Below are 25,024 nucleotides of genomic sequence, written 5' to 3' on the forward strand. Positions count from 1 at the left end.
ACGTCTCGTGACGTGGGTCACGCCCCCAGGCGGGGTTGGCCGAAAACTACTCCCACTGCAGGCGATTCCGTTCGTCAAACGTTGATACACGCCGAGGTGCGCCCTCTGGCAGGAGATGACGTATGCCGTCCGCCGCCCACTCCGCGAACCCGCGCCGTCCCGGGAGCTGCGTACACGGGAGCAGCCCCAAGGACGCCCAGCCGGTCGCGGATTCGAGGTGATATGCCGCGGTTGGGCGCGACCAATCACCTCGAATCGCCTGTGGCGACGTCGGATCGAGGTGCCGCGCCGATCTGGGACGCGACGTTTCACCTCGAACGGCGTCAGATGCCGCGCATCTGGTGGATCTTGAGGGCCAGGGCGAGGGTGAGGCGCAGGTCGGGGTCGGTCGTGAAGGGGCCGAGGATCTTCTCGAGCTTGCCGATGCGGTAGCGCAGCGTGTTGTAGTGGAAGAAGAGCAGGCGGGCCGTCTCGGCGACGTTCATGTTCGTGTCGATGAGGATGCCGAGGGTCTGGCGCAGGCCGGCGTACTCCGGCGAGTCGTCGGTGGCCAGCTCGCGCAGCGACTCGTGGACGAAGCGCCGCAGGTCGGTGCCGTCGGGGATCAGGGCGAGCAGGCGGTAGATGCCAAGGCCGTCGACGTGGGTCAGGGCTCCGTCGCCGTGCATCTGGCGCCCGACCGTGACGGCCGAGAGGGCCTCGTCGTAGGCCTGGGGGAGGTCGGCCACCGAGCCGATGGGCCGGGAGACGCCGGCCGAGAAGCTGCGCCGGCCGCCGCCGCCGTCACCGCGCACGACCCGGACGTACTCACCGACGATGCGCATCACCTGGTCGGTGTCGGAGCCCTCGGGCACCCCGATGAGGGCGACGACCTCGCGGCTGAAGCCCATGACGGGCGAGGCGGCGTCGCGGACGGCGACGGCATGGGTCCAGGCCCGGGCGAAGCGCTGCTGGAGGAAGCGGACCTCCTCGGCGTCACGCGTCGAGCGGTCGTCGTCCTCGTCGGTCTCGGCCACGACGACGACGAGGGGTCGGTCGATGTCCCAGCCGAGCGAGCTCGCGTGGGCGACGGCGTCGACGGGGGTGCCGGCCCGGCCGGCGAGGGCGTCGCGGAGGAACTCGGCGCGGTACTTGCTCTCGACGGCCGACACGGCCGAGTCCTTGGTGATGGCGAGCGCGGCGACCGTGGCGGCCCGCTCGAGCAGTCGCACGTCGTCGGTCGTCAGCCGCCGCTGGCTGCAGAAGGCGACGAGCAGGCCGTGGTCGAGGTGCCCGGCAACGATCCGGACGGCGGCCCGGTTGGCGTTGGGGCCGTCGGGGCGGGGGCCGGTGGGCTCGGCCTCGGTGAGGAGGCGACCGGTGCGGTCGAAGCAGTCGAGGCCCTCGGCGTGGGCCAGCTCCCGGGCCGAGCCGGCGCGGGCGATGACCCGCCCGTCGGTGGTCGTCACCATGGCTGCCCCGTCGAGGAAGCCGACGACCTGCTCGCACAGGTCGTCGAGCGAGCCGCCGGCGAGCACGATCTGCACGAGGGCGCGGTCGGCGTCCTCGAGCCGGCGCAGGGTCGCGGTCTGGTGGTCGAGGATCGCGCTCAGCACCTCGGTCGTGAAGGCCGCGATGCGGTCGAGCGGGATCTCGATGACGGGCAGGGCGACCGGCCCCGCCGCTGCGACGAGCTCTGCGGCCTCCGCGTCGTCGAGGCCCGAGACGACGAGGCCCGCGGCCCCCGAGGTCTGCAGGAGCCGCACGACGTCGGCCATCCGGGAGTCGCCGTGCCCGGACGGCGCGGCCGGCTCGCGCGTGTCGCCCGGCTCACCCGTCTCGGCGAGCGAGGCCGCGTCGGCGAGCACGAGGCGGTGACCGAGGTGCGCCCCGGCGGCGGCGTCGCGCAGGGCCGGGCGCAGGGGGGCGGTGCCGTCGACGGTGACGTCGAGGCGGCCGGAGCCGGCCCGCACCGACCCGTGGGCCGTCGCCGCGAGGCCCGCGATGAGCCGCAGCGAGATGCCCGACACCTCGGGTTCGGGCTCGCCGGGGCGACCCACCGCTGGCAAGTCACCCTCGGTGCGGGACGGATCGTTGGCAACTTTCACCATGAGCGCACCCTACCCAGCGTCGGTAGCGTCGCGGCAGCGGTCCGCGTGGACGACCCTCCACCGGGGATCGGACGCGCGTCCGGCGAGCACGCCGCGACCGCACGGCAGACGGCACACGGCACGACGAGTGGAGGCGCGATGGGCGAGCGACCCGGCACGACCCTGCGGCCCGGCGCGGTGTCGCCCCTCGTGCTGACCGAGGTCACCGGCGCGCCGCGACGGGCCCGCGTCCTGGCCGCCTTCCCGACGTGCGTCTACCTCGACCTCGGCGCGCACGAGCGCGTCCTCGCCGTGCTCGCCTCCGACGCCCTGGCGCTGCCGATCGGGGTGCGGCTCGCCGTGCCGGCCGCCGCGGTGCGGTGGGGCGTCGAGCCGGGCGACCACGCCGTCGTCGGCGAGGGCCGCGTCGTCCTGCCCGGGCTCGAGGTCGTCGCGTCGCGCACCCAGCGTCCGGCGCGCGTGCGGCCGGTGGCCCCGAGACGTCGCCGGCTCCTGCGCGTCGGTGCGGTGCCCGTGCACCTGCCCGAGCCGGGCGTGCTCGGTGACCTCGCGCACGACCTGACCGCCGCGGCGCTGGCCGGCCGGCCGGTCGGTCCGGGGGTGCGCGGGCTCGTCGGCGTGGGCCGCGGGCTCACACCGAGCGGCGACGACGCGCTCTGCGGCGTGCTGCTCACGCTCGGCGCCGTCGACGCTCCCGCCCCGCGACGCGCCCTCGGCTCCCTCCGTGACGCCGTCCGCGAGGCGCTGCCCTCGACGACGAGCCTCTCGGCCGCCCTCCTCGTGGCCGCCGGCGCCGGGTATGCCGTGCCGGACGTCGCGCGCCTCGTCAGCCTCGTCGCCGCCGGCGGCGCACCCCTCTTCGACCGCGACCGACTGGTCGACCGCGTGCTCTCGATCGGGCACTCGTCCGGTCGTGACCTGCTCTCCGGCGTCTCCGGTGCCCTCCGCGCCGTCGACGCCTCCCTCGAACCCGCCCCCCCAGGAAGGAGCCCATCGTGGCTGACCACGTCGAGCTGAGAACCGGTGCCTACTTCGACTCCGTGACGCTCATGCAGGTGTCGCGCACCGTCGCCGCTGCGCCCGGAGTCGAGGCCGCCCAGGTCGCCATGGCGACCGAGCTCAACCTCGAGGTGATCCGGGGCATGGGCTTCGAGGTGCCCGAGTCGGCGCCCAACGACCTCGTCGTCGCGATCCGCGGCGACGAGTCCGGCATCGCGGCCGGCACGGCGGCGCTCGAGACGGCGCTCACCCAGAAGCACTCTGCCGCAAGCGGTTCCGGCGGCTTCGGCGACGCGCCCGCTGCCCGCACCCTCGGCGGGGCCATCCGCCTGTCGGGCGCGGAGCTCGGGCTCGTGTCGGTGCCCGGCGAGCACGCCGTGGCCGAGGCGCTCGACGCCGTGCGCGCCGGCGTCTCGGTGATGGTCTTCTCCGACAACGTGCCGGTCGAGGACGAGGTGCGCCTCAAGGAGGCGGCCGCCGCGGCCGACGTGCTCGTCATGGGTCCGGACTGCGGCACCGCCGTGGTCGGCGGCGTCGCCCTCGGCTTCGCCAACGTCGTGCGGGCCGGCTCGGTCGGTCTCGTCGCGGCCTCCGGCACGGGCGCCCAGCAGGTCATGTGCCTGCTCGACGCGGCCGGGGTCGGCATCAGCCACTGCCTCGGCGTCGGTGGGCGCGACCTGAGCTCGGCCGTCGCCGCGCGCTCGACCAAGCAGGCGCTCGCGGCCCTCGCCGCCGACCCCGACACGACGTCGATCGTCGTCGTGTCCAAGCCCCCGGCACCCGAGGTGCTCGCCGACCTCGAGACGTATGCCGCCGGGCTGGGCAAGCCGGTCCACTGGGCGACGCTCGGGGCCGGTCGCCCCGACCTGACGTCCGCCGTCGAGGCGGCCCTCGCGGCCACCGGTCACGAGGTGCCGCGGGACTGGCCGTCCTGGGGGACTCCTGAAGGCGAGACGTCGAACACCTCTGCTGCGCAGGGCAGCTCGCTGCGCGGCCTCTTCTGCGGAGGCACGCTCGCCGACGAGGCGATGCTCGTCGCCGGCGCGGTGCTCGGCGACATCCGGTCCAACATCCCGCTCCGGCCCGAGCTCGCGCTCGGGGCCGACCTGCGCGATGCCGGGCACGTCGTGCTCGACTTCGGCGACGACGCCATGACGGTCGGGCGCGCGCACCCGATGATCGACCCCTCGCTGCGTCTCGAGCGGATCGCCGCCGAGGCTGCCGACCCGACGTGCGGCGTGCTCCTGCTCGACCTCGTGCTCGGTCACGGCGCCCACGCCGACCCGGCCCCGGAGCTCGCCGAGGCGGTGCGCGCGGCGCGGGCCACGGCATCCGGGGACGGGCGGCGCCTCGACGTCGTCGTCTCGCTGACGGGCTCGGAGGGCGACCCCCAGGGGCTCGAGAAGAGCGCGGCTCTGCTCGTCGAGGCGGGCGCCGTCGTCCTGCTCTCGAACGCGGCGGCCACGCGCGAGGCCCTGCGCCTGCTCGGCCACGAGGCCGGTGCCCCCTCGGCCAGCGGTGGGGACGCCTCCTCGGCTGGAGCTGCCCCCGCGACGGGCGGAGGCGCCGCTGCGGCCGGCGCGACGGAGGACGAGTCCGCGGCCGAGGCCGGGGGCGAGCGGCTGCACGGGCTGCTCTCGCACGACCTGTCCGTCGCCGCCGCCGGCGTCTCGCTCTTCTCCGAAGCCCTGCGCGCACAGGCGGTCTCGGTGACCGAGGCGGCGTGGCAGCCGCCGATGGCCGGCACGGCCGGTGACCTCGCGCGGGTGCTCGCCGACTCCCGGCGCGACGCCGCCAACGCGGAGGCGGTGCGCCGCATGACCGCAGCGGGCGCCGACCTCGTCGACGTGCGCCCGGCCCACGAGGTGCTCGGGCTGGAGCGGGGCACGTTCCTGCACGCGGGCCCGCCGATCACCTTCGACCGGGCCTCCGGTCCGCTGCGCGGTGCCCTCATCGGCGCGATGCTCTTCGAGGGCCTCGCCGAGACCGCCGAGGAGGCCGAGGCCAAGCTGGAGAAGGGCGACGGCATCACGCTCGAGCCGTGCCACCACCGCGACGCGGTCGGCCCGATGGCCGGCGTGACGAGCCCGTCGATGTGGGTCTACGAGCTGCGCGACGAGGTGCACGACAACACGTCGTGGTGCTCGCTCAACGAGGGCCTCGGCAAGGTGCTGCGCTACGGCGCCTACGGCCCCGAGGTCATCGAGCGGCTGACGTGGATGAACACGGTGCTCGGCCCGATCCTCCAGCAGGCCGTGCGGGCCCGCGTCGAGCAGCAGGGACCGATCGACGTCAAGGCGATCATCGCCCAGATGCTCCAGATGGGCGACGAGGGCCACAACCGCAACCGGGCCGGCTCGCTCATGCTGCTGCGCGAGCTGCTGCCGACGATGATCACGGCCGACGCCTCGTCGACCGACATCGCGGAGGCCGTGCGGTTCTCCGGCGCGAACGAGCACTTCTTCCTCAACCTCGGCATGCCGGCCTGCAAGCTGAGCACCCTCGCGGCGCACGGCATCCCGGGCTCGTCGGTCGTCACGACGATGGCGCGCAACGGCACCGACTTCGGCATCCGGGTCTCGGGCACCGGTGACGAGTGGTTCACCGGACCGGCGAACACGCCCGAGGGCCTCTTCCTCGGCTCCTACGGCCCCGACGACGCGAACCCCGACATCGGCGACTCCGCGATCACCGAGACGGCCGGCATCGGCGGCTTCGCGATGGCCGCCGCCCCCGCCATCGTCAAGTTCGTCGGCGGCGACGTGCCGTTCGCGCTGCGGGCCACGCAGACGATGTACGAGATCGCCGCCGGGGAGCACACGGCCTACCAGGTGCCGATCCTCGAGTTCCGGGGCACGCCGACCGGCATCGACGTCGCGGCCGTGGCGCGCACCGGCATCCTGCCGCAGATCAACACCGGTATGGCGGGGCGCGTGGCCGGCACGGGCCAGGTCGGCGCGGGCCTCGTGACGCCCCCCGAGCAGTGCTTCACGCAGGCGCTCACGGCCCTCGCCGAGGCGGCCGCGCGGTAGCTACACGGCGCGCACCCACCCCGGGGAAATTGGGTGGGTGCGTGTCGGTGCGCCCGCCTAGGGTGGACACGCCATGCGAGACTTCCCGCCCGAGACCCGGGCCTACACCGACCGGGGCGCCGACGTGCCCGACACGCGCACCCCACGGGCCTTCCTGTGGTGGATGGTGCGCCAGAACGGCGTGCTCTTCTGGGCCGGGCTGCTCGCGGCGCTGGCCTGGATGGTCCCGCAGACGCTGGGGCCGTGGATGGTCGGGCGGGCCATCGACACCGGCATCGTCACCGGCGACTCGTCGGCGACGACGCGCTGGGTCGTCGCGCTCGCCGTCGTCACCACGCTCGGCGCGGCGAGCGGCATCGTCTTCCACACCATCATCGTCCGCGAGTGGCTCATCGCCCTCTACGGCACGACGAAGCTCGTCACCCGCAAGGCCCTGCAGCTCGGTCACGTGCTGACCCGCCGCACGCCGACCGGTGAGGTGCTCTCGGTCTCGGGCAGCGACGGAGACCAGTTCGGCGCCCTCATGGAGATCTGCACGCGCGCCTTCTCGCAGCTCGTCGCCTACCTCGCCGTCGCGGCCATCGTGCTGACGACGTCGGTGCGCATGGGCGTGCTCGTGCTCGTGTCGGCGCCGCTGCTCGTGCTCCTCGGCACGCCCCTGCTGCGACCCATGCAGCGCTGGCAGGGGGTCGAGCGCTCCCGCAACTCCGAGCTGACCTCGATGGCGACCGACATCGTCGGCGGGCTGCGCATCCTGCGCGGCATCGGCGGCGAGGAGACCTTCGGCGGCAACTACGCCGCCCAGTCCCAGCGCGTGCGCCACTCCGGGGTGTCGGCCGGCCGGTGGCTCGCCGCCGTCGAGTCGGTCGGCGTGCTGCTTTCCGGTGGCTTCGTCGTGGCGCTGCTCTGGCTGGGCACGCGCGAGGTCGCGCAGGGCCGGCTCACGGTCGGCCAGCTCGTCAGCTTCCTCGGCTACGGCCTCTTCCTCGTGCAACCGATGCGCACCTTCGTCGAGTTCGCCCAGAAGTGGACGCGGTCGGTCGTCTCGGCCCGCAAGGCCGTCGCCGTGCTGTCGCAGCGCCCGCCGTGGGTGCACCCCGACGAGCCGCAGCCGCTCGACACGGCCGCCGAGATCGTCGACACCGAGTCGGGCGCGACGATCCGCCCCGGCGTGCTGACCATGGTCGTCTCCGCCGTGCCGGACGACTCGGCCGCCCTGGCCGACCGGCTCGGACGCTACCTGCCGAGCGAGGAGGGTGCCCTCGTCAGCGACGAGATCCCCGAGGAGCTCAAGGGCCGGGCCGCGCGCCGGGAGCGCTCGGCGCGCGCCCGGGCCCGCGAGGAGCAGGCTCGCCGCGACGAGGAGCGCGCCCGGCAGCCGTGGGGCGTCAGCGTCGGTGGGGTCGACCTCTCCCGGGTCGAGCTCGACGAGGTGCGCGCCCGCATCCTCGTCAGCGACACCGCGCCCCAGGTCTTCGCCGGCACGCTGCGCTCGGCCATCGACCCGCAGGGTCGGCTGAGCCGTGCGGAGGCCGAGCGGGCCCTGCACACGGCGGCCGCCGACGACGTGTTCGACGCGCTGCCCGGCGGCTGGCAGGGCGAGCTCGAGGAGCGCGGCCGCGGCCTCTCCGGCGGCCAGCGCCAGCGCCTCGTGCTCATGCGCGCGCTCGCGGCCGATCCCGACGTGCTCGTGCTCGTCGAGCCGACCTCGGCCGTCGACGCCCACACCGAGGCCCGCATCGCCGAGCGCCTCGGCGCGCACCGCGCGGGTCGCACGACGGTCGTCATGACGGCGTCGCCGCTGCTGCTCCACCACGCCGACGAGGTCATCCTCCTCGAGGACGGCGCCGCCACCGCGCGCGGCCGCCACGCCGAGCTGCTCGCCGAGTCCGCGTCCTACCGGTCCGTCGTCGTGCGCGGGGAGGCGACCGCCGGCTCGAGCCCGGAGCCGGCCGACCTCGACGCCGCGCCCCCCGTCGCGCACGGGCCGCGGGACGTCGACGTCGACCCCGTCCACCACGACGACCGGGAGGAGCTGCGATGACCGACGTCGACCAGCACGTGTCACCCGCCGGCTCCCCGCCGCCCTCCGGCGCCCCAGCGGGTCTGCCGACCCTGTCGCCGGACCTGCCTGCCGAGCTCGCGGCCGAGTCGGCCCGCACGTGGGACGCACCCGCCGCGCCACCCGCCGTGCCCGACGAGCTGCGACCGCCCACCGACGTCCCGGTGCGCGAGCGCATCGTGGCCCTGCGCCGGCGCCACCTCCTGCGCGAGCGCCGGGCCCAGGAGTTCGTCGCCGACACGATGAACGCCCGCACCGGCCTGCCCATCGCCGACAACCGGCGGGTCGTGCGCTTCGTCGGGCGGCTGCTCTCCGATGAGCGCCGCCTCGTCGTGGTCGTCGTGCTCGCCAACGCCCTCGCCGCCACGGCCGGCCTCCTGGTGCCCCGGCTGCTCGGCGAGCTCGTCGACTCGACGGTCGCCGACGTCCAGGCCGGGCGCGTGGACGCCGCTCTCGCCGGGGCGAACTCGGCCGCCCTGGTCGTGGCCGGGCTCGTCGTCGTGCAGAGCGCCTTCACCCTCGCCGCGAAGATCTCCTCGGCGGTGCTGGGGCAGAGCGTGCTCGCCAGCGCCCGTGAGTTCGTCGTGCGGGCCATCCTGCGCCTGCCGCTCTCGCGCGTCGAGAGCGCGAGCTCCGGCGACCTCGTCACGCGTGTCACCCGCGACGTCGGCACCATGAGCGAGAGCGTGCGCTGGGCGCTGCCCGAGTCGATCGTCGCGAGCATCACGGTGGTGCTGACGCTCGTCGCGATGCTCAGCAACTCGGCGCTGCTCTCCGCGCCGTCGATCGTGCTCATGGGCCTGGCCCTGATCCAGGTGCGCCGCTACCTGCAGCGCGCCCCCAAGGGCTACCTCACCGAGGGCGGCACCTACTCCCGCATCAACACGACGCTGACCGAGACCGTCGAGGGCGCCCGCACCGTCGAGGCGCTGGGCCTGCGCAGCCACCGCCTGCGTCGCGGCGACGACGACATCGAGGTGTCGGGCCAGGCCGAGCGCTACACGCTGACGATGCGCAACCTGCTCTTCGCCGTCATGGACATCGCCTTCAGCACGCCGCGCGTGCTCGTGCTGCTCCTCGGCGCGATCGGCTACACGCAGGGCTGGGCCACGCTCGGCCAGATCACGACGGCCATCCTCTACACCGAGGCGCTCTGGGGCCCGTTCGACATGCTCGTGCACACCGTCGACCGCGTGCAGGTCGGCATGGCCTCGACCACGCGCCTGCTCGGCATCGCGACGGTGCCTCCCGACCGCGAGGCCGGTGACGACCTGCCGGCCGGCCCCGACCTCGTCGGGCGCGACCTGCGCTACGCCTACCGCGCCGACCACGACGTGCTCCACGGCATCGACCTCACCCTCACCACCGGCGAGCGGCTCGCCGTCGTCGGGCCGAGCGGCTCGGGCAAGTCGACGCTCGGTCGCCTCCTGTCGGGCATCCACGGCCCGCGCACCGGCTCGGTCGCGGTGGGGGGCGTCGAGCTGACGTCGCTGCCCCTCGACGTGCTGCGCACCGAGGTCGCCCTCGTCACCCAGGAGCACCATGTCTTCATCGGCTCGGTGCGCGACAACGTCGTGCTCGCCCGCGAGGGCTCCACCGACGAGCAGGTGCGCGACGCGCTGCGCGCCGTCGACGCGCTCGACTGGGTCGAGCGACTGCCGGAGGGGCTCGACACGAAGCTCGGTTCGGGACACCAGGCGCTGACGCCGGGTCGCGCCCAGCAGATCGCCCTGGCCCGGCTCATCCTCGCCGACCCGCACACCATCGTGCTCGACGAGGCGACCTCGCTCATCGACCCGCGCACCGCCCGTCACCTCGAGGGCTCGATGAACGCGCTGATGACCGGCCGCACCGTCGTCGCCATCGCGCACCGGCTGCACACCGCGCACGACGCCGACCGCATCGCGGTCGTCATCGACGGGCGGATCGCCGAGCTCGGCAGCCACGACGAGCTCGTCGCCCAGGACGGGGAGTACGCCGCCCTGTGGCGGGCCTGGACGTCCTGACGACGGCGCCCGCGCCCGCCGCACGCGTCCGCCGCGCCCGTATGCCGTGTCCCGCCCTGCCGTCCCGACGCCCGGTCAGGCGCGGGCGCGGCTGCGGGCCAGCCGGTCGCGCACGACCGGCCCGGTCAGCTCGAGCAGGGCCCGGGTCAGGGCGACCCGCTCGTGCACCGAGCGGCGCAGCGTGGCTGAGTCCGAGCCGCGGAGCTCGGCCACCGGCAGGGCCGTGAAGAGCGAGCGGGCGAAGAGCGAGCCGAGGTAGCCGAAGTTGACGTCCTCGGGGTCGACGTCGAAGCCCTCGACGGCCAGGCCCTGCAGGTAGCCCTCGAGGATCGCCGGGTGGATCCGCTCGATCTCGGAGGCCGGCGTCAGGCCGGCGTGCATGGGTCCGACGAGCAGCTGCCCGAGGTCGAAGCCCACGGCGAGCGGGGAGCCGAACCCCCAGTCGATGACGACGACGTCGTCCTCGCCGTCGCAGATGAGCAGGTTCTGCACGCTGGCGTCACCGTGGGCATACGTCTGGGGGAGGGCGTCGAGCTCGTCGAGGACCTCGTGCAGCAGGGGCAGGTGGCGCCGCAGCTCGTCGCGCAGGTCTGGTCCACCGGTGGTCCGGACGGCCTCGTCGAGCGTCGGGTGCCGCCACAGCTCGTCGTCGGCGAGGTCGGCACCGGCGCCGTGGAGGACGCGCCCCTCGACGAGGTAGCGCAGCGCGGCGCCGTCGGGGATGCGGCAGGCGTCGGGCAGGGCGTCGTTGGCGGCGGCTCCGGCGCGGCGGCGCGCGGCCAGCCGGCCGAGCAGCTGTGCGACGTGGGTGAACTCGGCGACCGACCACGGCCCACGCCGCTCGTGCACGAACTCCCACCAGAGCCCGACGTGGTGGTCGTCGAACTCCTCGTGGTGGTGCAGGGTCGGCAGTCGCAGGCCCGGGGGCAGCACCGCCCCGATGCCCGAGAGCGCCATCTCGAGCTCGAAGCGCCACGGGAAGCTCGAGGCGAAGTGCTCGCGCAGGGGCCCCTCGGGGATCTGGCCGAGGCCCGGCCAGAGCCGGGGGTGGCGCAGCAGCTTGACGAAGTACGTCGCCTCGGCGCCGTCCGGGTGCACGGCCGAGGCGTGCCACAGCCCGGCCGTGGCGGGCGAACCCCAGGCGTAGTCGATCGACGAGAGGGTGACGGCGTGGTCGGGGACCGCTGCCAGCCGGGCCGTGACCCCGGCGATGTCGACTGCCATGGACCCTCCAGGGACGTGCTCCGAAGAAGTAAAGGTGCTTGACCAATTCGAGGATAGGCTCGCGGTGTGGCACCCGACAAGCCTTTTCCCGCCGCCCCCGCCGCCCCCGCCGGCGAGGTCGCGGACGACCTGCCCGACCACCTGTTCCGCTGGTCGGAGGCCGTGGGACGGCGGCTGTCGCGGGAGATGCGGGCCATCGCCCCGCCCGACCTGGCGGCACTCGGCGGTCGGCGTGGCCGGCTGCTGCAGATGATCCCGCGCGAGGGCCTGCGCGTCACCGACCTCGCGTCACGCGCGGGCGTGACGAAGCAGGCCGTCGGTCAGCTCGTCGACGCGCTCGAGGAGCTCGGGCTCGTGCGGAGCGGTCCGGGCGAGGAGGACCGCCGGGTGCGGTGGGTGCGGCGCACGGCGGCCGGTGACGCCGTGACCGACCAGACCCTGGCCCTCATCGCGGGGGCCGAGGACCGCCTCCGCGCCCAGGTCGGCCGGCGCCGGTTCGACGACATGCTGGCGACGATGCGCGAGCTGGGACGCGAGGTCACGTGGTGACGTCCACCCGCACCCCGTCCACGGGCACCGGCGCCTCTCGACGGTGGCTCGTCCTCGTGTGAGGGTGAGGCATGGACACTGACACGACCGCAGGGCCGGAGCGCACGGCATACGTCATCGTCGGCGGGGGACTGGCGGCAGCGAAGGCGATCGAGGGCATCCGCGAGAGCGACACGGCGGGCTCGATCGTGCTCGTCACCGAGGAGGACCGGCTGCCCTACGAGCGTCCGCCGCTGTCGAAGGGCGCGCTCAAGGGCGACGACGAGCTCGAGTCGGCCTACACGCACGACCGCGACTGGTACGCCGAGCACGACGTCGAGCTGCGGCTCGGCACGCCGGCCACCTCGCTCGACGCGGAGGCGCACACGCTCACCCTCTCCGACGGCACCGTCCTCACCTACGAGCGGCTGCTGCTCGCGACGGGCTCGTCCGCCCGCGCGCTCGAGGTGCCCGGGGCCGACCTCGACGGCGTGCTCTACCTGCGCGAGATGCAGGAGTCCGAGGCGCTGAAGGCCCGCCTCACCGACGGCGCGCGCGTCGTCGTGGTCGGTGCGGGCTGGATCGGCCTCGAGGTGGCGGCCGCCGCGCGCGAGGCCGGGTGCCCCGTGACCGTCGTCGAGCCGCAGGCCGCCCCGCTCCTCGGGGTCATGGGTGAGCAGGTGGGCGCGTGGTTCGCCGAGCTGCACCGCGGCCACGGCGTCGAGTTCCGATTCGGCGAGGGCGTCGAGCGCATCGAGGGCGACGGCGCCGTGACCGGGGTCGTCACGAGGTCCGGCGACACCCTGCCCGCCGACGTCGTCGTCGTGGGCGTCGGCATCACCCCGAACACCGGCCTGGCCGAGGGGGCGGGCATCCGCACCGACAACGGCATCGTCACGGACTCCTCGCTGCGCACGGCCGCCGACGGGGTGTGGGCGGCCGGCGACGTCGCGAGCTGGCGCAGCGTCACGCTCGGCACCAACGTGCGGGTCGAGCACTGGGCCAACGCCAACGACGGCGGCCTGGCGGCCGGCCGGTCGATGGCTGGGCAGGACGTGACCTACGACCCGGTGCCGTTCTTCTTCTCCGACCAGTACGACGTGGGGCTGGAGTACGCCGGCCACGTCGCGCGGGGCACGGACGCCGAGGTCGTGCTGCGCGGCAAGCCGTCGGACAACGAGTTCATGGCGTTCTGGGTCGTGCCCGAGGGCGAGGGCGTGCGGGTGCTCGCCGGCATGCACGTCAACGTCTGGGACACCATCGACGACGTGCAGCGGCTCGTGCGCGACCGCACCGTCGTCGAGCGCGACCGCCTCGCCGACCCCGACGTCGCGCTGTCGGAGCTCACCTGAGGTGGGGAGGCCGGTGACCGGGATGGCAGGATGGCCTGCGTGACGGCACAGATCCTCGACGGCAAGGCCACCCTCAAGGCGATCAAGGTCGAGCTGACCCAGCGGGTCGCCCGGCTGCGCGAGCAGGGCGTCGTGCCCGGGCTCGGCACGGTGCTCGTCGGCGACGACCCCGGCAGCCACTGGTACGTCAACGCCAAGCACAAGGACTGCGCCGAGATCGGCATCACGAGCATCCGGCGCGACCTGCCGGCCACGGCCACCCAGGCCGAGGTCGAGGCGGTCATCGACGAGCTCAACGCCGACCCCGGGTGCACCGGCTTCCTCGTCCAGCAGCCCACCGGGCTCGACGAGATGGCGCTGCTCTCGCGCGTCGACCCGGGCAAGGACGTCGACGGCCTGCACCCGATGAACCTCGGCTGGCTCGCGCTCGGCAAGCCCGCGCCGCTGCCGTGCACCCCGATGGGCTGCATCGAGCTGCTCCGCCGGCACGACGTGCAGATCGCGGGCGCCAAGGTCGTCGTCATCGGCCGAGGCCTCACCGTCGGCCGACCGCTCGGGCTCATCCTCACCCGCAAGAGCGAGAACGCGACCGTGACGCTCTGCCACACCGGCACGAAGGACCTCGCGGCCGAGGTGCGCCAGGCCGACATCGTCATCGCCGCCGCCGGGGTGCCGAGCATCGTGACGGCCGAGATGGTCAAGCCCGGTGCCGCGGTGCTCGACGTGGGCGTGAGCCGTGTCGACGGCAAGATCGCCGGTGACGTCGCGCCCGACGTCGCCGAGGTCGCCGGCTGGGTGAGCCCCAACCCCGGTGGCGTCGGCCCGATGACGCGCGCCCTGCTGCTGACCAACATCGTCGAGGCGGCCGAGGCCTCGCTCGCCGCCGGCGCCTGAGCGGCCCCTGATGCAGTGGCGGGGGAGCGGCTTCGTCGTCCTCAGCTGGTGGTACCTCGTCGCCGCCGTCGCGGCGGCCGGGGTGTTCGTCATCGCCTTCGTCGACGTGCGGTGGGGCGGCCGGATCGTGGCGGCCGCGTTCCTCGTCGGCGCGAGCATCCGCCTCGTCGCCCGCCCCGCGCGCAGGGCCGGCGGTCTCACCGTGCGCTCCCGGGCGCTCGACGTCGTCATCCTGCTCGCCCTGGGCGCCGGCGTGCTCATCGCCTCGGCGACGGTCAACGTCGCGGCCGACGTGCCCTCGCGCGTCACCGAGGACCTCTCCACGCGCTGACCCGCGGTGCCGGCCGCATCCGTATGCCGGTGGCCCCGAACGCGCGAGCGCCGGCCACCGCTGGGGTGACCGGCGCTCGCGCTGGGTGTTCAGGTGGTGCGGCTCAGATGAGGCCGAGACCCTTGACGGCGTCGCGCTCCTCGGCGAGCTCGGCGACCGACGCGTCGATCTTGCCGCGGGAGAAGTCGTCGATGTCGAGGCCCTGCACGATGCTCCACCGGCCGTCATGGACCGTGACGGGGAAGGAGGAGATGAGCCCCTCCTGCACGCCGTAGGAGCCGTCGGAGCGGACCGCCATGGAGACCCAGTCGCCCTCGGCGGTGCCCTCGACCCACGTGCGGGCGTGGTCGATGGTCGCCGACGCGGCCGACGCGGCCGAGCTGGCGCCGCGGGCCTCGATGATCGCCGCGCCGCGCTTGGCGACGGTCGGGATGAAGGTGCCGGCGAGCCAGTCCTGGTCGCCCACGGCCTCGGCGGCGTTGCGGCCGCCGACCTCGGCGTGGAAGAGGTCGGGGTACTGCGTGGCCGAGTGGTTGCCCCAGATCGTCATCTTCCTGATCTCGGTGACCGGCACGCCGAGCTTCGCGGCGAGCTGGCTGATCGCGCGGTTGTGGTCGAGTCGCGTCAGGGCCGAGAAGCGCTCGGTCGGGATGTCGGGGGCGTTGCTCATGGCGATGAGCGCGTTGGTGTTGGCCGGGTTGCCGGTCACGGTGATGCGGATGTCGTCGGCCGCGACCTCGTTCAGGGCCTTGCCCTGGGGCGCGAAGATGCCGCCGTTGGCCTCGAGGAGGTCACCGCGCTCCATGCCGGGGCCGCGCGGGCGCGCGCCGACGAGGAGGGCGTGGTTGACGCCGTCGAAGACCTTCGTCGCGTCGTCGCCGATCTGCACGCCGGCGAGCGTCGGGAAGGCGCAGTCGTCGAGCTCCATGACGACACCCTCGAGCGCCTTGAGCGCCGGGGTGATCTCGAGCAGCCGCAGCTCCACCGGGGTGTCGGGCCCGAGCAGGGCACCGCTCGCAATGCGGAACAGGAGGCTGTAGCCGATCTGGCCGGCGGCGCCGGTGACGGCGACCTTGACGGGGGTTGTGCTCACAGGAAGGCCCTTCACATCGGTGGCGCTGGACGCTCCGACGCTACCAGTGCGCGCCGGAGGCTCAGGCGGCGAGGGCGAGCGAGGCGAGCGCGATGAGCCAGCTGACGAAGCTGCCCACGAGGAAGTACTCCGTCACGTCGTCGATGCCGGCCGGGCCGCCCGGGTAGCTGCCGGCCGGGTCGGTGGCCGTGCGGCCGCGGGCGGTCGCCTGGATCTCGGGGAAGCGGAGCAGACCCTTGGCGGCGATGACGAGCCCGGCCGCGCCGAACTCGCCCGCCAGCCCGAGCCCGACGATGACGAGGCGCTCCATGGGCCCGAGGAGGCGGCCGCCCTTGAGCCGGTCGGAGGGTTGCTGGCCCGTCCCCGAGGGCGGGTCACCGGCCGCTGCGGCGGCCGCTGCGGCCGCGGCTGCGGCCGCCGAGACGTCGGAGGGCCGCAGGGCACCGATGGCGAGCAGCACGAGCCGCACGATGAGGTTCGCGGTGGCGAGGTTGAAGGCGGCGAGCCCGGTGAGGAGCAGCACCCGCGACGCGGAGGGGGTGCCCGTGCCGGGCAGGTCGGCCCAGGCGAGCCACGTCGCGAGCGGGCCGCCGGCGGGGCTGGCGGCCCCGGAGGCCGCGAGCAGGCCGACGACGACGACGGCGAAGGCCGACAGCGCCGGCAGCGCGCCGCGGCCCGTCTCGTGGGTGCGCTGCGACAGCTCGATCCAGGCCGCGCCGGCCACGGCGGCGAGCGTGAGGGCGAGGGCGTCGGCCCACGTGTGCATGCCGGCGAGGAGGGCGACGAGCAGGATCACGACCGGCGTCGTCGCGTGGGCGACGGCCCGGCCCGGCCGCCACGACGTCGAGCGCACGAGGTCGCCGACGCCGAGGCCGACGAGGACGATCGACAGCCAGGTCACGGGAGCTCCTCGAGCCGGGCCAGCGCCTCGAGCGCGACGCCGAGGCCGTCGCGCCGCACCCGCTGCGAGACGGCCGACGCACTGATGCCGAGCCGGTCGGCGACGTCGGCCTGCGCTTCGCCCTGCATCAGTCCTCCGAGGATCTCGCGTGAGGTGGTCGACAACGAGCCAACCATGAAGTCCAGACAGTCGAGGGAGGCCTGCACGGCCGTCACGAGAGCGGCGGGCTCGTCGGGGGCGAGGTACGCCGTTCGCGCGGTCCGCGTCTGCGGGCGTCCCGCGCGCTCCTCGGCGAGCACGATGGCGTCGCGCGCCGCCCAGTAGGCCGGGCCGTCGTGCACCCCGCGCTCGGCGTCGAGGGTCGTCACCGCTCCCCGGCCGAGCCCGAAGCGCACGTCGGCCACGGGGTGGAGCCCGGCGCGGACGACGAACGCGGCGCGCAGGGCGTCGCCGAGGGAGGGGTAGACCGCCTGGAACTCGTCGCCGAGGGTGATGACCGGCGGCTCGAGCGCCGGCACCGCCTCGGTGACCTCCTCGATGACGGACTGGAAGCGGGCGTGCAGTCCGGCCCGGTCTGCGGCGGCGCGCGAACCGACGATGTCTCCGATGAGGGCGACGGGTGAAGGAGTGGGCTCCAGTGACGGCATATGAAGATCATAACTTCAGTAGGCCGATCTGAAGCTCAAACCTTCGCGCCAGTCGCACCACCACCCCTGACGCCTACGTCACTGAGTCGCCCCGCGGGTCACTGACGTAGCGCCGGGAGGGGAGTTCTGCACCGAAATGTCCGAAAACGGAGTCAGCGGGGGGTTCGGCTGCTTACCGTCGTGCGCATGACCGCTCCGACCCCCGACGCGCCGCCGGCCGCCGCCCCCGCGCGACGGCGCGTGCTGTCCGGGCTCGGTGCGGGCACCGCCCTGGGCGCCGTCGCCATCGCGACCGCGGGCAGCGCCACGGCAGCCCCCGCCACCGCAGCTCTCGCCGCCACCACCGCCGCCACCACCGCGGCCCCCGGTGCGGCCCTCGGTGCTGCCGCGTTCGCCGCCGCGACGACCACGACCGACCCCGTGCTGCACCTGCTGCGCCGCGCCACGTTCGGCCCGACGCCGGCCCTCGTCGCCGAGGTGCGCAAGACCGGCACCACCGCCTGGCTCGACGCCCAGCTCGCCCCGCTGACGGCCGTGCCCGACACCGCGATGGATGCCCTGCTGAAGCGCTGGACCCGCCTCGGCTGGAAGACCTGGCAGGTGCGCGAGCGGCTGCTCGACACCGACCGCTGGGCCGTCATGATGGAGGTCGTCGAGTCGCACCTCGCTCGGGCCCTCTTCTCCCGCCGCCAGCTCCTCGAGACGGCCGTCGACTTCTGGACCAACCACCTCGTCGTGCCGGTGCCGAGCAGCGAGGTCTGGGACAACGCGCACCTCTTCCAGCGCGACGTCGTCCGGCGCCACGCGCTCGGGCGCTACAGCGACATGCTCGTCGCCGCGTCCCGCCACCCGGCGATGCTCAAGGTCCTCGACAACGCCGACAGCACGAAGCGTGCCCCGAACGAGAACTACGGCCGCGAGCTGCTCGAGCTGCACACGGTCGGGGTCGGCAACTACACCGAGACCGACGTGCGGATGTCGGCCCGCGCCCTGACCGGGCTCAGCGTCGACAGCGAATCGGGCCTCTTCTCCTACAAGCCGCAGCGCCGCTACGTCGGCCCCGTCAAGGTGCTCGGCTGGAGCGACCCCAACCCGGTGGCCGAGGACGGCGTCGCGGTCGCCACCCGCTACCTCACCTACCTCGCCCAGCACCCCGCGACGGCGAACCGCATCGCCCGCAAGCTCGCCGTCCGCTACGTCTCCGACACCCCGCCCGCGACCCTCGTCACGAAGCTCGCCCAGGTCTACCTCGCCAACGGCACCGCCATCGCGCCCGTGCTGCGCGCGCTCTTCCTCTCGCCGGAGTTCGCCGCATCGGCGGGCCAGAAGGTGCGCACGCCCTACGAGGACGCCCTCGCCGCGTGCCGCGTGCTCGGCCTGACGCCCGAGCCGGCGCCGACGTCGGGCGACAGCAACCTGCGCCACCTCTTCTGGGCGCTCGGCTCCTTCGGCCAGGCACCGATGGGCTGGCCCGCCCCGAACGGCTACCCCGACGTCGCGGCGGCGTGGAACGGCGCGTCGAGCACGCTCAACCGCTGGAACTTCCACCTCGGCCTGGCCGGCAACTGGACCCTCAAGGCGATGGCGCGCCCGGCCGTGACGACGTTCGTGCCCTCCCCGCTGCCGAGCACGTATGCCGCCCTCGTCGACGCGCTCGCCGCGCGCCTCTTCGTCACGCTGACCGCCGCGCAGCGCGAGGCGATCTGCCGCTTCGTCGACCACGCGCCGACCGACCCGCTGCGGGCCGGCTCGGCCGCCGTGACGTGGCGCCTGCCGTCGATCGTCGCGCTCCTGCTCGACTCCCCGAACTTCGCGATCCGCTGAGGACACCATGACGAGCGCCCTGACGAGCACCCCGACCCCCGACGTCGCCTCCGCTGCTCCCGCCACCACCGCCCCGACGGGCTGCGGGTGCCCCGACGGGCAGGCGCTCGCCGCCCAGGTCTCGCGCCGCACCCTGCTCGCGGGCGCCTCCGCGCTCGGCGCGCTCGGGACGGTCGTCGGCACGGCCGGTCCGAGCGCCGCCACGCAGCTGGCCTTCGCCGGCGCCGGCTACACGGGTGACACCGTCGTCGTGCTCAGCCTGCGCGGCGGTTTCGACGGACTGTCCGCGGTCGCCCCGGTGGGCGACCCGGCATACGCGGCGGCGCGCCCCGACATCGCGGTGCCTGCGTCCCGGGCCATCAGGCTCGACGCGACGTTCGGCCTGCACCCGGCGCTCGCGCCGCTCAAGCCGATCTGGGACGCGGGCGGCCTCGCCGCCGTCCACGCCGTCGGGCAGGTCAACCCGACCCGCTCGCACTTCGAGGCGATGGCGGCGATGGAGAACGCTGCTCCCGGGAGCACGCTGCGCACCGGCTGGCTCGACCGGATGATCGGCCTCACGGGTCCGGTCACGAGCTTCTCGTCCGCCGCGGTGGGGGCGGCGTCGTCGCCGCCCTCGATGATCGGGCCCAACCCCGAGGTCGCGGTCCGCACCGTCGACAGCTTCAGCCTCGGCGGCGCCGACGACCCGCAGGAGCGGGACCGTTGGACCACGGCCCTCTCGGCGCTGTATGCCGGCGCCCCTGCCACGCTCGCCGCTCCCGCCCGCGCGACGCTCGGCGCGCTCGCGACGATGAACCCGCTGCGGGCGGCCGGCTACACGCCGGCGAACGGGGCGGCCTACCCGCAGGGGGCCGTCGGTGACGCGCTGCGCGACCTCGCCCGGCTCATCAAGGCCCGCGTGGGGCTGCGCGCGGCCACGGTCGACGTCGGCAACTGGGACATGCACTCCGACCTCGGGCGCAGCGACGGCGGGTGGATGTTCCGTCAGCTCACCGAGCTGGGCCAGGCGCTCGCCGCCTTCCACCGTGACCTCGGGGCACAGATGCAGGACGTCACCCTCGTCACCCTGAGCGAGTTCGGCCGGCGCGTGGCGCAGAACGGCTCGGGCGGCCTCGACCACGGCCACGGCAACGTCTCGCTCGTGCTCGGCGGCGGGGTGCGCGGCGGCAAGGTCTACGGCCGCTGGCCCGGGCTCGCCCCGGCCGCCCTCGACAACGGCGACCTCGCCGGCACTACCGACTACCGCACGGTCCTCGCCGAGGCGCTCGAACGACGGGCCGGCATCTCTGCCTCGACGGTCTTCCCGCAGCTCGACAGCGCCCGCCTCGGCCTCTTCACCGCTAAGGCCTGACCGGCCCGGATTAACCCTGCGCCGTCGTCGAGCGGGCTCGCTCGACGATCGGCTCAGTCGTCGAGGACGGGCCGGCCCTCGGCGTCGACCGCCGCGTTGGTCACCGTGTCGGTCGACCCGCTGATGTCCATGTCCTCCCGGCGCTCGCCGGTGATCCACGCGTACGTCGTGCCGGCGATGAGCCCACCGACGATCGGCGCGACCCAGAAGACCCAGAGCTGGCCGACGGCGCCGTTGCCGTTGAAGAAGGCGACGGCGGTGGAGCGGGCCGGGTTGATCGAGGCGTTGCTGATCGGGATCGCGACGAGGTGGGCGAGCAGCAGCCCGAAGCCGATCGCCAAGGGCGCGAAGCCCTTCGGGGCGTCGTCCTTCGTCGCGCCGAGGATGATGTAGACGAAGAACGCGGTCACGAGGGCCTCGACGACGAGCACGGCCCCGAGGCCGAAGCCACCGGGGGAGAGCGCGCCGTAGCCGTTCGCGGCGAGGTTGCCCGTCGCCGTGAGCCCACGGGACGCCACGAGCCCGGCGAGCGCGCCGCCGGCGAGCAGCCCACCGACGAGCTGCGCCGCGACGTACGCCGGCACCTCGCGCCACTCGAAGCGCTTGGCCACCGCGATGCCGATGGTGACGGCGGGGTTGAAGTGGGCCCCCGAGACGTGGCCGACGGCATACGCCATCGTCGTCACCGCGAGCCCGAAGGCGATGGCGACGCCGAGGTGGCCGATGCCGAGGTCGAGGGGCGCGGCGTCCGAGAGGGCCCGCACGACGAACTTCGCGTTGAAGACCGCCGAACCGCAGCCGATGAAGACGAGCCAGAAGGTGCCGAGGGCCTCCACGGCGAGACGTGAGCTCAGCTTGGGCGTGTACACCGGGGTCCTCCCCGGGGTCCTCCAGCGGGACGAGCGTCGCGATCCACCCGGGCGGCTCCCGGTGCTCGCAGCGTAGTGGACCGTCTGCGTGTCAGGGGGCGACGCCGCCGAGGGCCGTGAGCACGGTGCGGGCCCAGAGGCGGCCGCCCTTGGCGTTGGTGCTCGGCGGGTCGACGACCGAGACGAAGGCGTTGGGGTCGCCCGCTGCGGAGAAGGCGGCGGCGACGTCGATGGTGGGGAGCCCGTGGGAGTCAGCCCAGTCGCGGGTGGCGGTGCGCACGGGGCCGATGGCGTCGTCGCGGTCCTGGCCCTGCAGCACGACGCCGACGGCGGCTCCCGGCCAGCGGGCCGTCACGGCGCGGTACGTCGACTCGAGCCCGGCGGTGATGCCGGATGCCGTGTCGTCGCGGCCGAAGCTGAGCAGCACGGCGTCTGGGGTGCGCGGCCCGAGGAACTCGAGCCGCTTGGCCGGGTAGTCGGCCGTGGCGCCGGTGCGCGAGCCGTTCCAGATCGTCAGGGCGGGGCCGGCGGAGCCGACCTTCTCCTTGGAGGCGTACTGCGTCGGGTCGTTGGGGTCCAGGCCGCGCAGGGTCACCCGGTGGGTGTCGCCGGCCTGCTCGGCGAAGGCGCTGACCCACTCGCCCGCCTCGTCGCCGGTGCCGTCGCCGAGCACGACGAGGGTCGCGTCACGGCCCGAGCCGAGCAGGGTGGAGATCGTCGGCGCCGTGGGTGTCGTCGACGTCGGGGTGCTGGGCGACGGGCTCGGCGTGGTCGGTGCGGTCGTGGCCGGCCGGCTCGTCGTCGCGGTCGGGGGAGTGCCGCTCGACTGGCTGAAGCGGCCGGTCGCGAGGGCGACGACGCCGAGCACGAGCAGCACGTTCGCCAGCACGGCCGCCACTCCCAGGGCGAGGTCCCGCCCGCGGCTCCTGCGCATTGCGTCATTCTGCCCCAGGTCGGGCGCGGGTGCCCGGAGGCGCCCGCCGGGTCGGCTACGTTGGTCGCGCGACGGGCGAGGCCGTTCCGCCCGAGCGCGCCGCGCCCCCGCTCCCACCACCCGAGGTGCTCATGCCTGTTGACCGACGCCGCCCGAGCGACCTCCGGACGGCGCTCTGGCACCTGCGGCGGGGCGGGATCACGCAGCTGCGCACGTGGCGGCGTCGCCGGTCGATCGCGGGGCACCAGCCGTCGGCGGGGATGGCGCGCCGGGCCGACGGCTCGCTCGACGTCGCCGCGTGGCCGATGCCCGAGCGGGCGCCCCGGCGCCCGCAGCTGCGCGTCGGGGTCATCCTCGACGACTTCTCGCGCCTGGCCCTGGGCTACGAGTGGCAGCAGGTGGAGCTCGTGCCCTCTCGCTGGCGCGAACAGGTCGCGGAGGCGCCGCTCGACCTGCTCTTCGTCGAGTCGGCGTGGCACGGCAACCGCGACGCCTGGCAGTACGCGCTGACGGGCACGTCGGCTCCTCGCCCCGCGCTCGTCGAGCTCGTCGCGTGGTGCCGGGAGAACGGCATACCGACGGTGTTCTGGAACAAGGAGGACCCGGTGCACTACGCCGAGTTCCTCGACACCGCGAAGCTCTTCGACCACGTGCGCACCACCGACTCGAAGCGGCTCGAGGACTACCGGCGCGACCTCGGCCACGACCGCGTCGGCGTCATGGCGTTCGCGGCCCAGCCGGCGATCCACAACCCGGTGCGGCCCGGCACGGGGCACCAGTCGCGCGACGTCGCGTTCGCCGGGATGTACTTCGCGCACAAGTACCCCGAGCGCCGCGCGCAGATGGACCTGCTGCTCGGCGCGGCCGCCGAGGTCAGCTCCCGGATGCCGGTCGGCCTCGAGATCTTCTCGCGCTACCTGGGCGGTGACGCGAACTACCAGTTCCCGGAGCCGCTCGGCTCGCGCGTCGTTGGCTCGCTCGACTACGCGCAGATGCTGACGGCATACCGGCTCTACAAGGTGTTCCTCAACGTCAACTCGATCGTCGACAGCCCGAGCATGTGCGCGCGGCGCATCTTCGAGATCACGGCGTGCGGGACCCCCGTGGTGTCGACGGCGAGCCCCGCCATCGAGAACTTCTTCGCCGCCGACGAGGTGCTGCAGGTCGACGCACCGCAGGAGGCGGAGTGGACGCTGCGGGCGCTCGTCAACAGCCCGGAGCTGCGCGACCACCTCGTGCACGTCGCGCAGCGGCGGATCTGGACCGAGCACACCTACGAGCGGCGCGTCGACGAGGTGCTCGAGGCCGCGGGCCTCGGGGCGAAGGTGCGCCGGCGTCCGACCGTGAGCGCCCTCGTGTCGTCGAACCGACCCCAGCAGATGACGCACGTCGTCGAGACCGTGGCGGCCCAGCAGGGCGTCGACGTCGAGCTGCTGCTGCTCGGCCACGGCTTCGAGGTCGACGCGGCCGTCGTCGAGCGGGCGCGTGAGCTGGGGCTCGAGAACGTGCAGATGCTGCACGCGCCGTCGACGCAGTCGCTGGGCGCCTGCCTCAACCAGCTCGTCGCGGCGGCGTCCGGGGAGGTCGTCGCCAAGATGGACGACGATGACCTCTACGGGCCGCACTACCTCTCCGACCAGCTGCACGCGCTCGACTACTCCGGCGCCGCGCTCGTCGGCAAGCAGGCGCACCACATGTACCTCGAGGCGCAGGACGTGACGCTCGTGCGCTTCCCCGAGCGGGAGCACAAGTTCACCGACTTCGTGATGGGCCCGACCATCGTGACCTCGCGCGAGGTGGCGCTCGCGCACCCCTTCGGTGACCTCGGCCGGGGGGAGGACACCGACTTCCTGCGTCAGGTGGCGACGGACGGGCTGTCGATCTACTCGAGCGACCGGTTCAACTTCGTGCAGATGCGTTACGGCGCCGCCCACCACACGTGGGAGGCCAGCGCGGCCGAGCTGCTCGCCAACGCCAGGGTGCACGCGTACGGCCGCACCACCGCCCACGTCATGATCTGAGGACGGCAGCGCCGGCAGGCGTGTGATTGGTCCCGGGTGCTTTTCCGACAATTTGCTGACTATCCTCGCCATGACCCCTAGGAGCGCGACATCGTGACGTCAGACCAGAAGATCGACGCCCTCACGAGCGGCATGACCTCGATCATCGGACGACTCTCGAGGCTCGACACCTATGCTCACGCGATTCCGGTGGACGTGGCGGGAGAGGTGGACGCCGTCCACTACCTCCGGTCACAGCTGACGCCAGCGGCGTACATCCCTCCCGCCGGCGGGTGGGCGGCGCAGTACAAGACCATCGCCTGGCTCGTGGCGCAGATCCTCGAGTCCCGGATCGAGGGTCTGGTTCTAGAGCTGGGTGGTGGTGTGTCCACGGTCTGGCTGGGCCTGGCGCTGCGACGGCGGGGAGAAGGCGCCCTCGTCAGTCTGGACCACGATGACGACTACGCGAACAAGACGCGTCGTGGTGTTGAGCAGCAGGGGCTGCAAAGCTACGTCTCGGTCTTGCACACGCCGCTCGCCACCCAGGAGATCCGCGGTGAGAGCCGCGTCTGGTACGACCTGGCGTCGCTAGAAGTCCCGGACAGCTCTGTCGGACTGCTCTTCGTCGACGGGCCACCCGCCACCTCCGAGCCTTTGGCGCGTGACCCGGCCTTCGTTATGCTGCGGAGCAAGCTGCGTGACGGTGCGCTGGTGGTCCTCGACGACGTGGATCGGCCCGGGGAGCAGCAGATCCTCGAGAACTGGACGGCAGCAGCCGCGTCTGACGGCAGCACCCTTTCTCACATCGAACGCCTCGGTCGCTCGGTGGTGCTGCGCTTCGATGCTGCCCAGCGCAATCAGACCCCTCCTCAATCCCTCTAACG

The 25,024-nt window shown here is 73.9% G+C and carries 19 protein-coding genes; 12 read left to right on the plus strand and 7 right to left on the minus strand.

What is annotated here, in order from left to right:
• Window positions 1-323: 323 nt before the first annotated feature.
• Window positions 324-2,090, minus strand: a complete 1,767-nt coding sequence (locus tag ABT295_RS18535) for a helix-turn-helix domain-containing protein (protein ID WP_352395868.1) — start codon at window positions 2,088-2,090, stop codon at window positions 324-326.
• 138 nt (window positions 2,091-2,228) lie between these two features.
• Between ABT295_RS18535 and ABT295_RS18540 the strand changes: the two genes are divergently transcribed.
• The 4 genes from ABT295_RS18540 (at window position 2,229) to ABT295_RS18555 (ending at window position 10,189) form a co-directional block, all read left to right on the plus strand.
• On the plus strand, window positions 2,229-3,107 hold the full coding sequence (locus tag ABT295_RS18540; protein ID WP_352395869.1) for an oxamate carbamoyltransferase subunit AllH family protein: 879 nt from the start codon (window positions 2,229-2,231) through the stop codon (window positions 3,105-3,107).
• Window positions 3,086-6,121 (plus strand): bifunctional FdrA/YlbE family protein, encoded by a 3,036-nt coding sequence (locus ABT295_RS18545; RefSeq protein ID WP_352395870.1) that lies wholly within the window; start codon window positions 3,086-3,088, stop codon window positions 6,119-6,121. The genes ABT295_RS18540 and ABT295_RS18545 overlap by 22 nt, the downstream gene beginning before the upstream one ends.
• A gap of 73 nt (window positions 6,122-6,194) precedes the next feature.
• The gene (locus ABT295_RS18550; RefSeq protein ID WP_352395871.1) at window positions 6,195-8,165 is read left to right on the plus strand and encodes an ABC transporter ATP-binding protein; all 1,971 of its coding nucleotides are present in this window, start codon (window positions 6,195-6,197) and stop codon (window positions 8,163-8,165) included.
• Complete coding sequence (locus ABT295_RS18555) at window positions 8,162-10,189, plus strand: ABC transporter ATP-binding protein (protein WP_352395872.1); 2,028 nt, start codon at window positions 8,162-8,164, stop codon at window positions 10,187-10,189. Before ABT295_RS18550 ends, ABT295_RS18555 begins: the two co-directional genes overlap by 4 nt.
• 75 nt (window positions 10,190-10,264) lie before the next feature.
• Here ABT295_RS18555 and ABT295_RS18560 read toward each other — a convergent pair whose 3' ends face one another.
• Window positions 10,265-11,413 carry a phosphotransferase gene (locus tag ABT295_RS18560; protein WP_352395873.1) on the minus strand — a complete coding sequence of 383 codons (1,149 nt, stop codon included), beginning with the start codon at window positions 11,411-11,413 and terminating at the stop codon, window positions 10,265-10,267.
• A 66-nt stretch (window positions 11,414-11,479) separates the two neighbouring features.
• Between ABT295_RS18560 and ABT295_RS18565 the strand changes: the two genes are divergently transcribed.
• The 4 genes from ABT295_RS18565 (at window position 11,480) to ABT295_RS18580 (ending at window position 14,518) form a co-directional block, all read left to right on the plus strand.
• The gene (locus ABT295_RS18565; protein ID WP_352395874.1) at window positions 11,480-11,962 is read left to right on the plus strand and encodes a MarR family winged helix-turn-helix transcriptional regulator; all 483 of its coding nucleotides are present in this window, start codon (window positions 11,480-11,482) and stop codon (window positions 11,960-11,962) included.
• Between the two features lie 71 nt (window positions 11,963-12,033).
• Complete coding sequence (locus tag ABT295_RS18570) at window positions 12,034-13,293, plus strand: NAD(P)/FAD-dependent oxidoreductase (RefSeq protein WP_352395875.1); 1,260 nt, start codon at window positions 12,034-12,036, stop codon at window positions 13,291-13,293.
• Window positions 13,294-13,332: 39 nt separating this feature from the next.
• Window positions 13,333-14,187: a bifunctional methylenetetrahydrofolate dehydrogenase/methenyltetrahydrofolate cyclohydrolase gene (locus ABT295_RS18575; protein ID WP_352395876.1), complete on the plus strand. Its 855-nt coding sequence runs from the start codon at window positions 13,333-13,335 to the stop codon at window positions 14,185-14,187.
• A 10-nt stretch (window positions 14,188-14,197) separates the two neighbouring features.
• Window positions 14,198-14,518, plus strand: coding sequence for a DUF3017 domain-containing protein (locus ABT295_RS18580; protein ID WP_352395877.1), 321 nt, complete (start codon window positions 14,198-14,200; stop codon window positions 14,516-14,518).
• Between the two features lie 103 nt (window positions 14,519-14,621).
• Here ABT295_RS18580 and ABT295_RS18585 read toward each other — a convergent pair whose 3' ends face one another.
• From ABT295_RS18585 to ABT295_RS18595, 3 genes are all read right to left on the minus strand, one after another.
• Complete coding sequence (locus ABT295_RS18585) at window positions 14,622-15,611, minus strand: malate dehydrogenase (RefSeq protein WP_352395878.1); 990 nt, start codon at window positions 15,609-15,611, stop codon at window positions 14,622-14,624.
• Between the two features lie 61 nt (window positions 15,612-15,672).
• Window positions 15,673-16,512, minus strand: a complete 840-nt coding sequence (locus ABT295_RS18590; protein WP_352395879.1) for a hypothetical protein — start codon at window positions 16,510-16,512, stop codon at window positions 15,673-15,675.
• Window positions 16,509-17,159: a SatD family protein gene (locus ABT295_RS18595; RefSeq protein ID WP_352395880.1), complete on the minus strand. Its 651-nt coding sequence runs from the start codon at window positions 17,157-17,159 to the stop codon at window positions 16,509-16,511. The genes ABT295_RS18590 and ABT295_RS18595 overlap by 4 nt, the downstream gene beginning before the upstream one ends.
• Window positions 17,160-17,345: 186 nt before the next feature.
• On the opposite strand from ABT295_RS18595, the gene ABT295_RS18600 reads away from it, so the two are divergent.
• Window positions 17,346-18,983 carry a DUF1800 domain-containing protein gene (locus tag ABT295_RS18600; RefSeq protein ID WP_352395881.1) on the plus strand — a complete coding sequence of 546 codons (1,638 nt, stop codon included), beginning with the start codon at window positions 17,346-17,348 and terminating at the stop codon, window positions 18,981-18,983.
• A gap of 7 nt (window positions 18,984-18,990) precedes the next feature.
• The gene (locus ABT295_RS18605) at window positions 18,991-20,337 is read left to right on the plus strand and encodes a DUF1501 domain-containing protein (RefSeq protein ID WP_352395882.1); all 1,347 of its coding nucleotides are present in this window, start codon (window positions 18,991-18,993) and stop codon (window positions 20,335-20,337) included.
• A 53-nt stretch (window positions 20,338-20,390) separates the two neighbouring features.
• Here ABT295_RS18605 and aqpZ read toward each other — a convergent pair whose 3' ends face one another.
• Entirely contained in the window at window positions 20,391-21,206 is an 816-nt protein-coding gene (aqpZ, locus tag ABT295_RS18610) for an aquaporin Z (protein WP_352395883.1), read from the minus strand.
• Window positions 21,207-21,297: 91 nt separating this feature from the next.
• The gene (locus ABT295_RS18615; RefSeq protein WP_352395884.1) at window positions 21,298-22,140 is read right to left on the minus strand and encodes an SGNH/GDSL hydrolase family protein; all 843 of its coding nucleotides are present in this window, start codon (window positions 22,138-22,140) and stop codon (window positions 21,298-21,300) included.
• Between the two features lie 131 nt (window positions 22,141-22,271).
• Here ABT295_RS18615 and ABT295_RS18620 point away from each other — a divergent pair, with 131 nt between their 5' ends.
• The gene (locus tag ABT295_RS18620; protein ID WP_352395885.1) at window positions 22,272-24,161 is read left to right on the plus strand and encodes a glycosyltransferase family protein; all 1,890 of its coding nucleotides are present in this window, start codon (window positions 22,272-22,274) and stop codon (window positions 24,159-24,161) included.
• A 93-nt stretch (window positions 24,162-24,254) separates the two neighbouring features.
• A complete protein-coding gene (locus ABT295_RS18625) occupies window positions 24,255-25,022 on the plus strand; it encodes a class I SAM-dependent methyltransferase (protein WP_352395886.1) in 768 nt (255 codons plus the stop codon).
• The last annotated feature ends 2 nt before the right edge of the window (window positions 25,023-25,024 follow it).

This window comes from Terrabacter sp. NPDC000476 (genome assembly GCF_040300125.1).
In the GTDB taxonomy this organism is placed as follows: Bacteria; Actinomycetota; Actinomycetes; order Actinomycetales; family Dermatophilaceae; genus Terrabacter.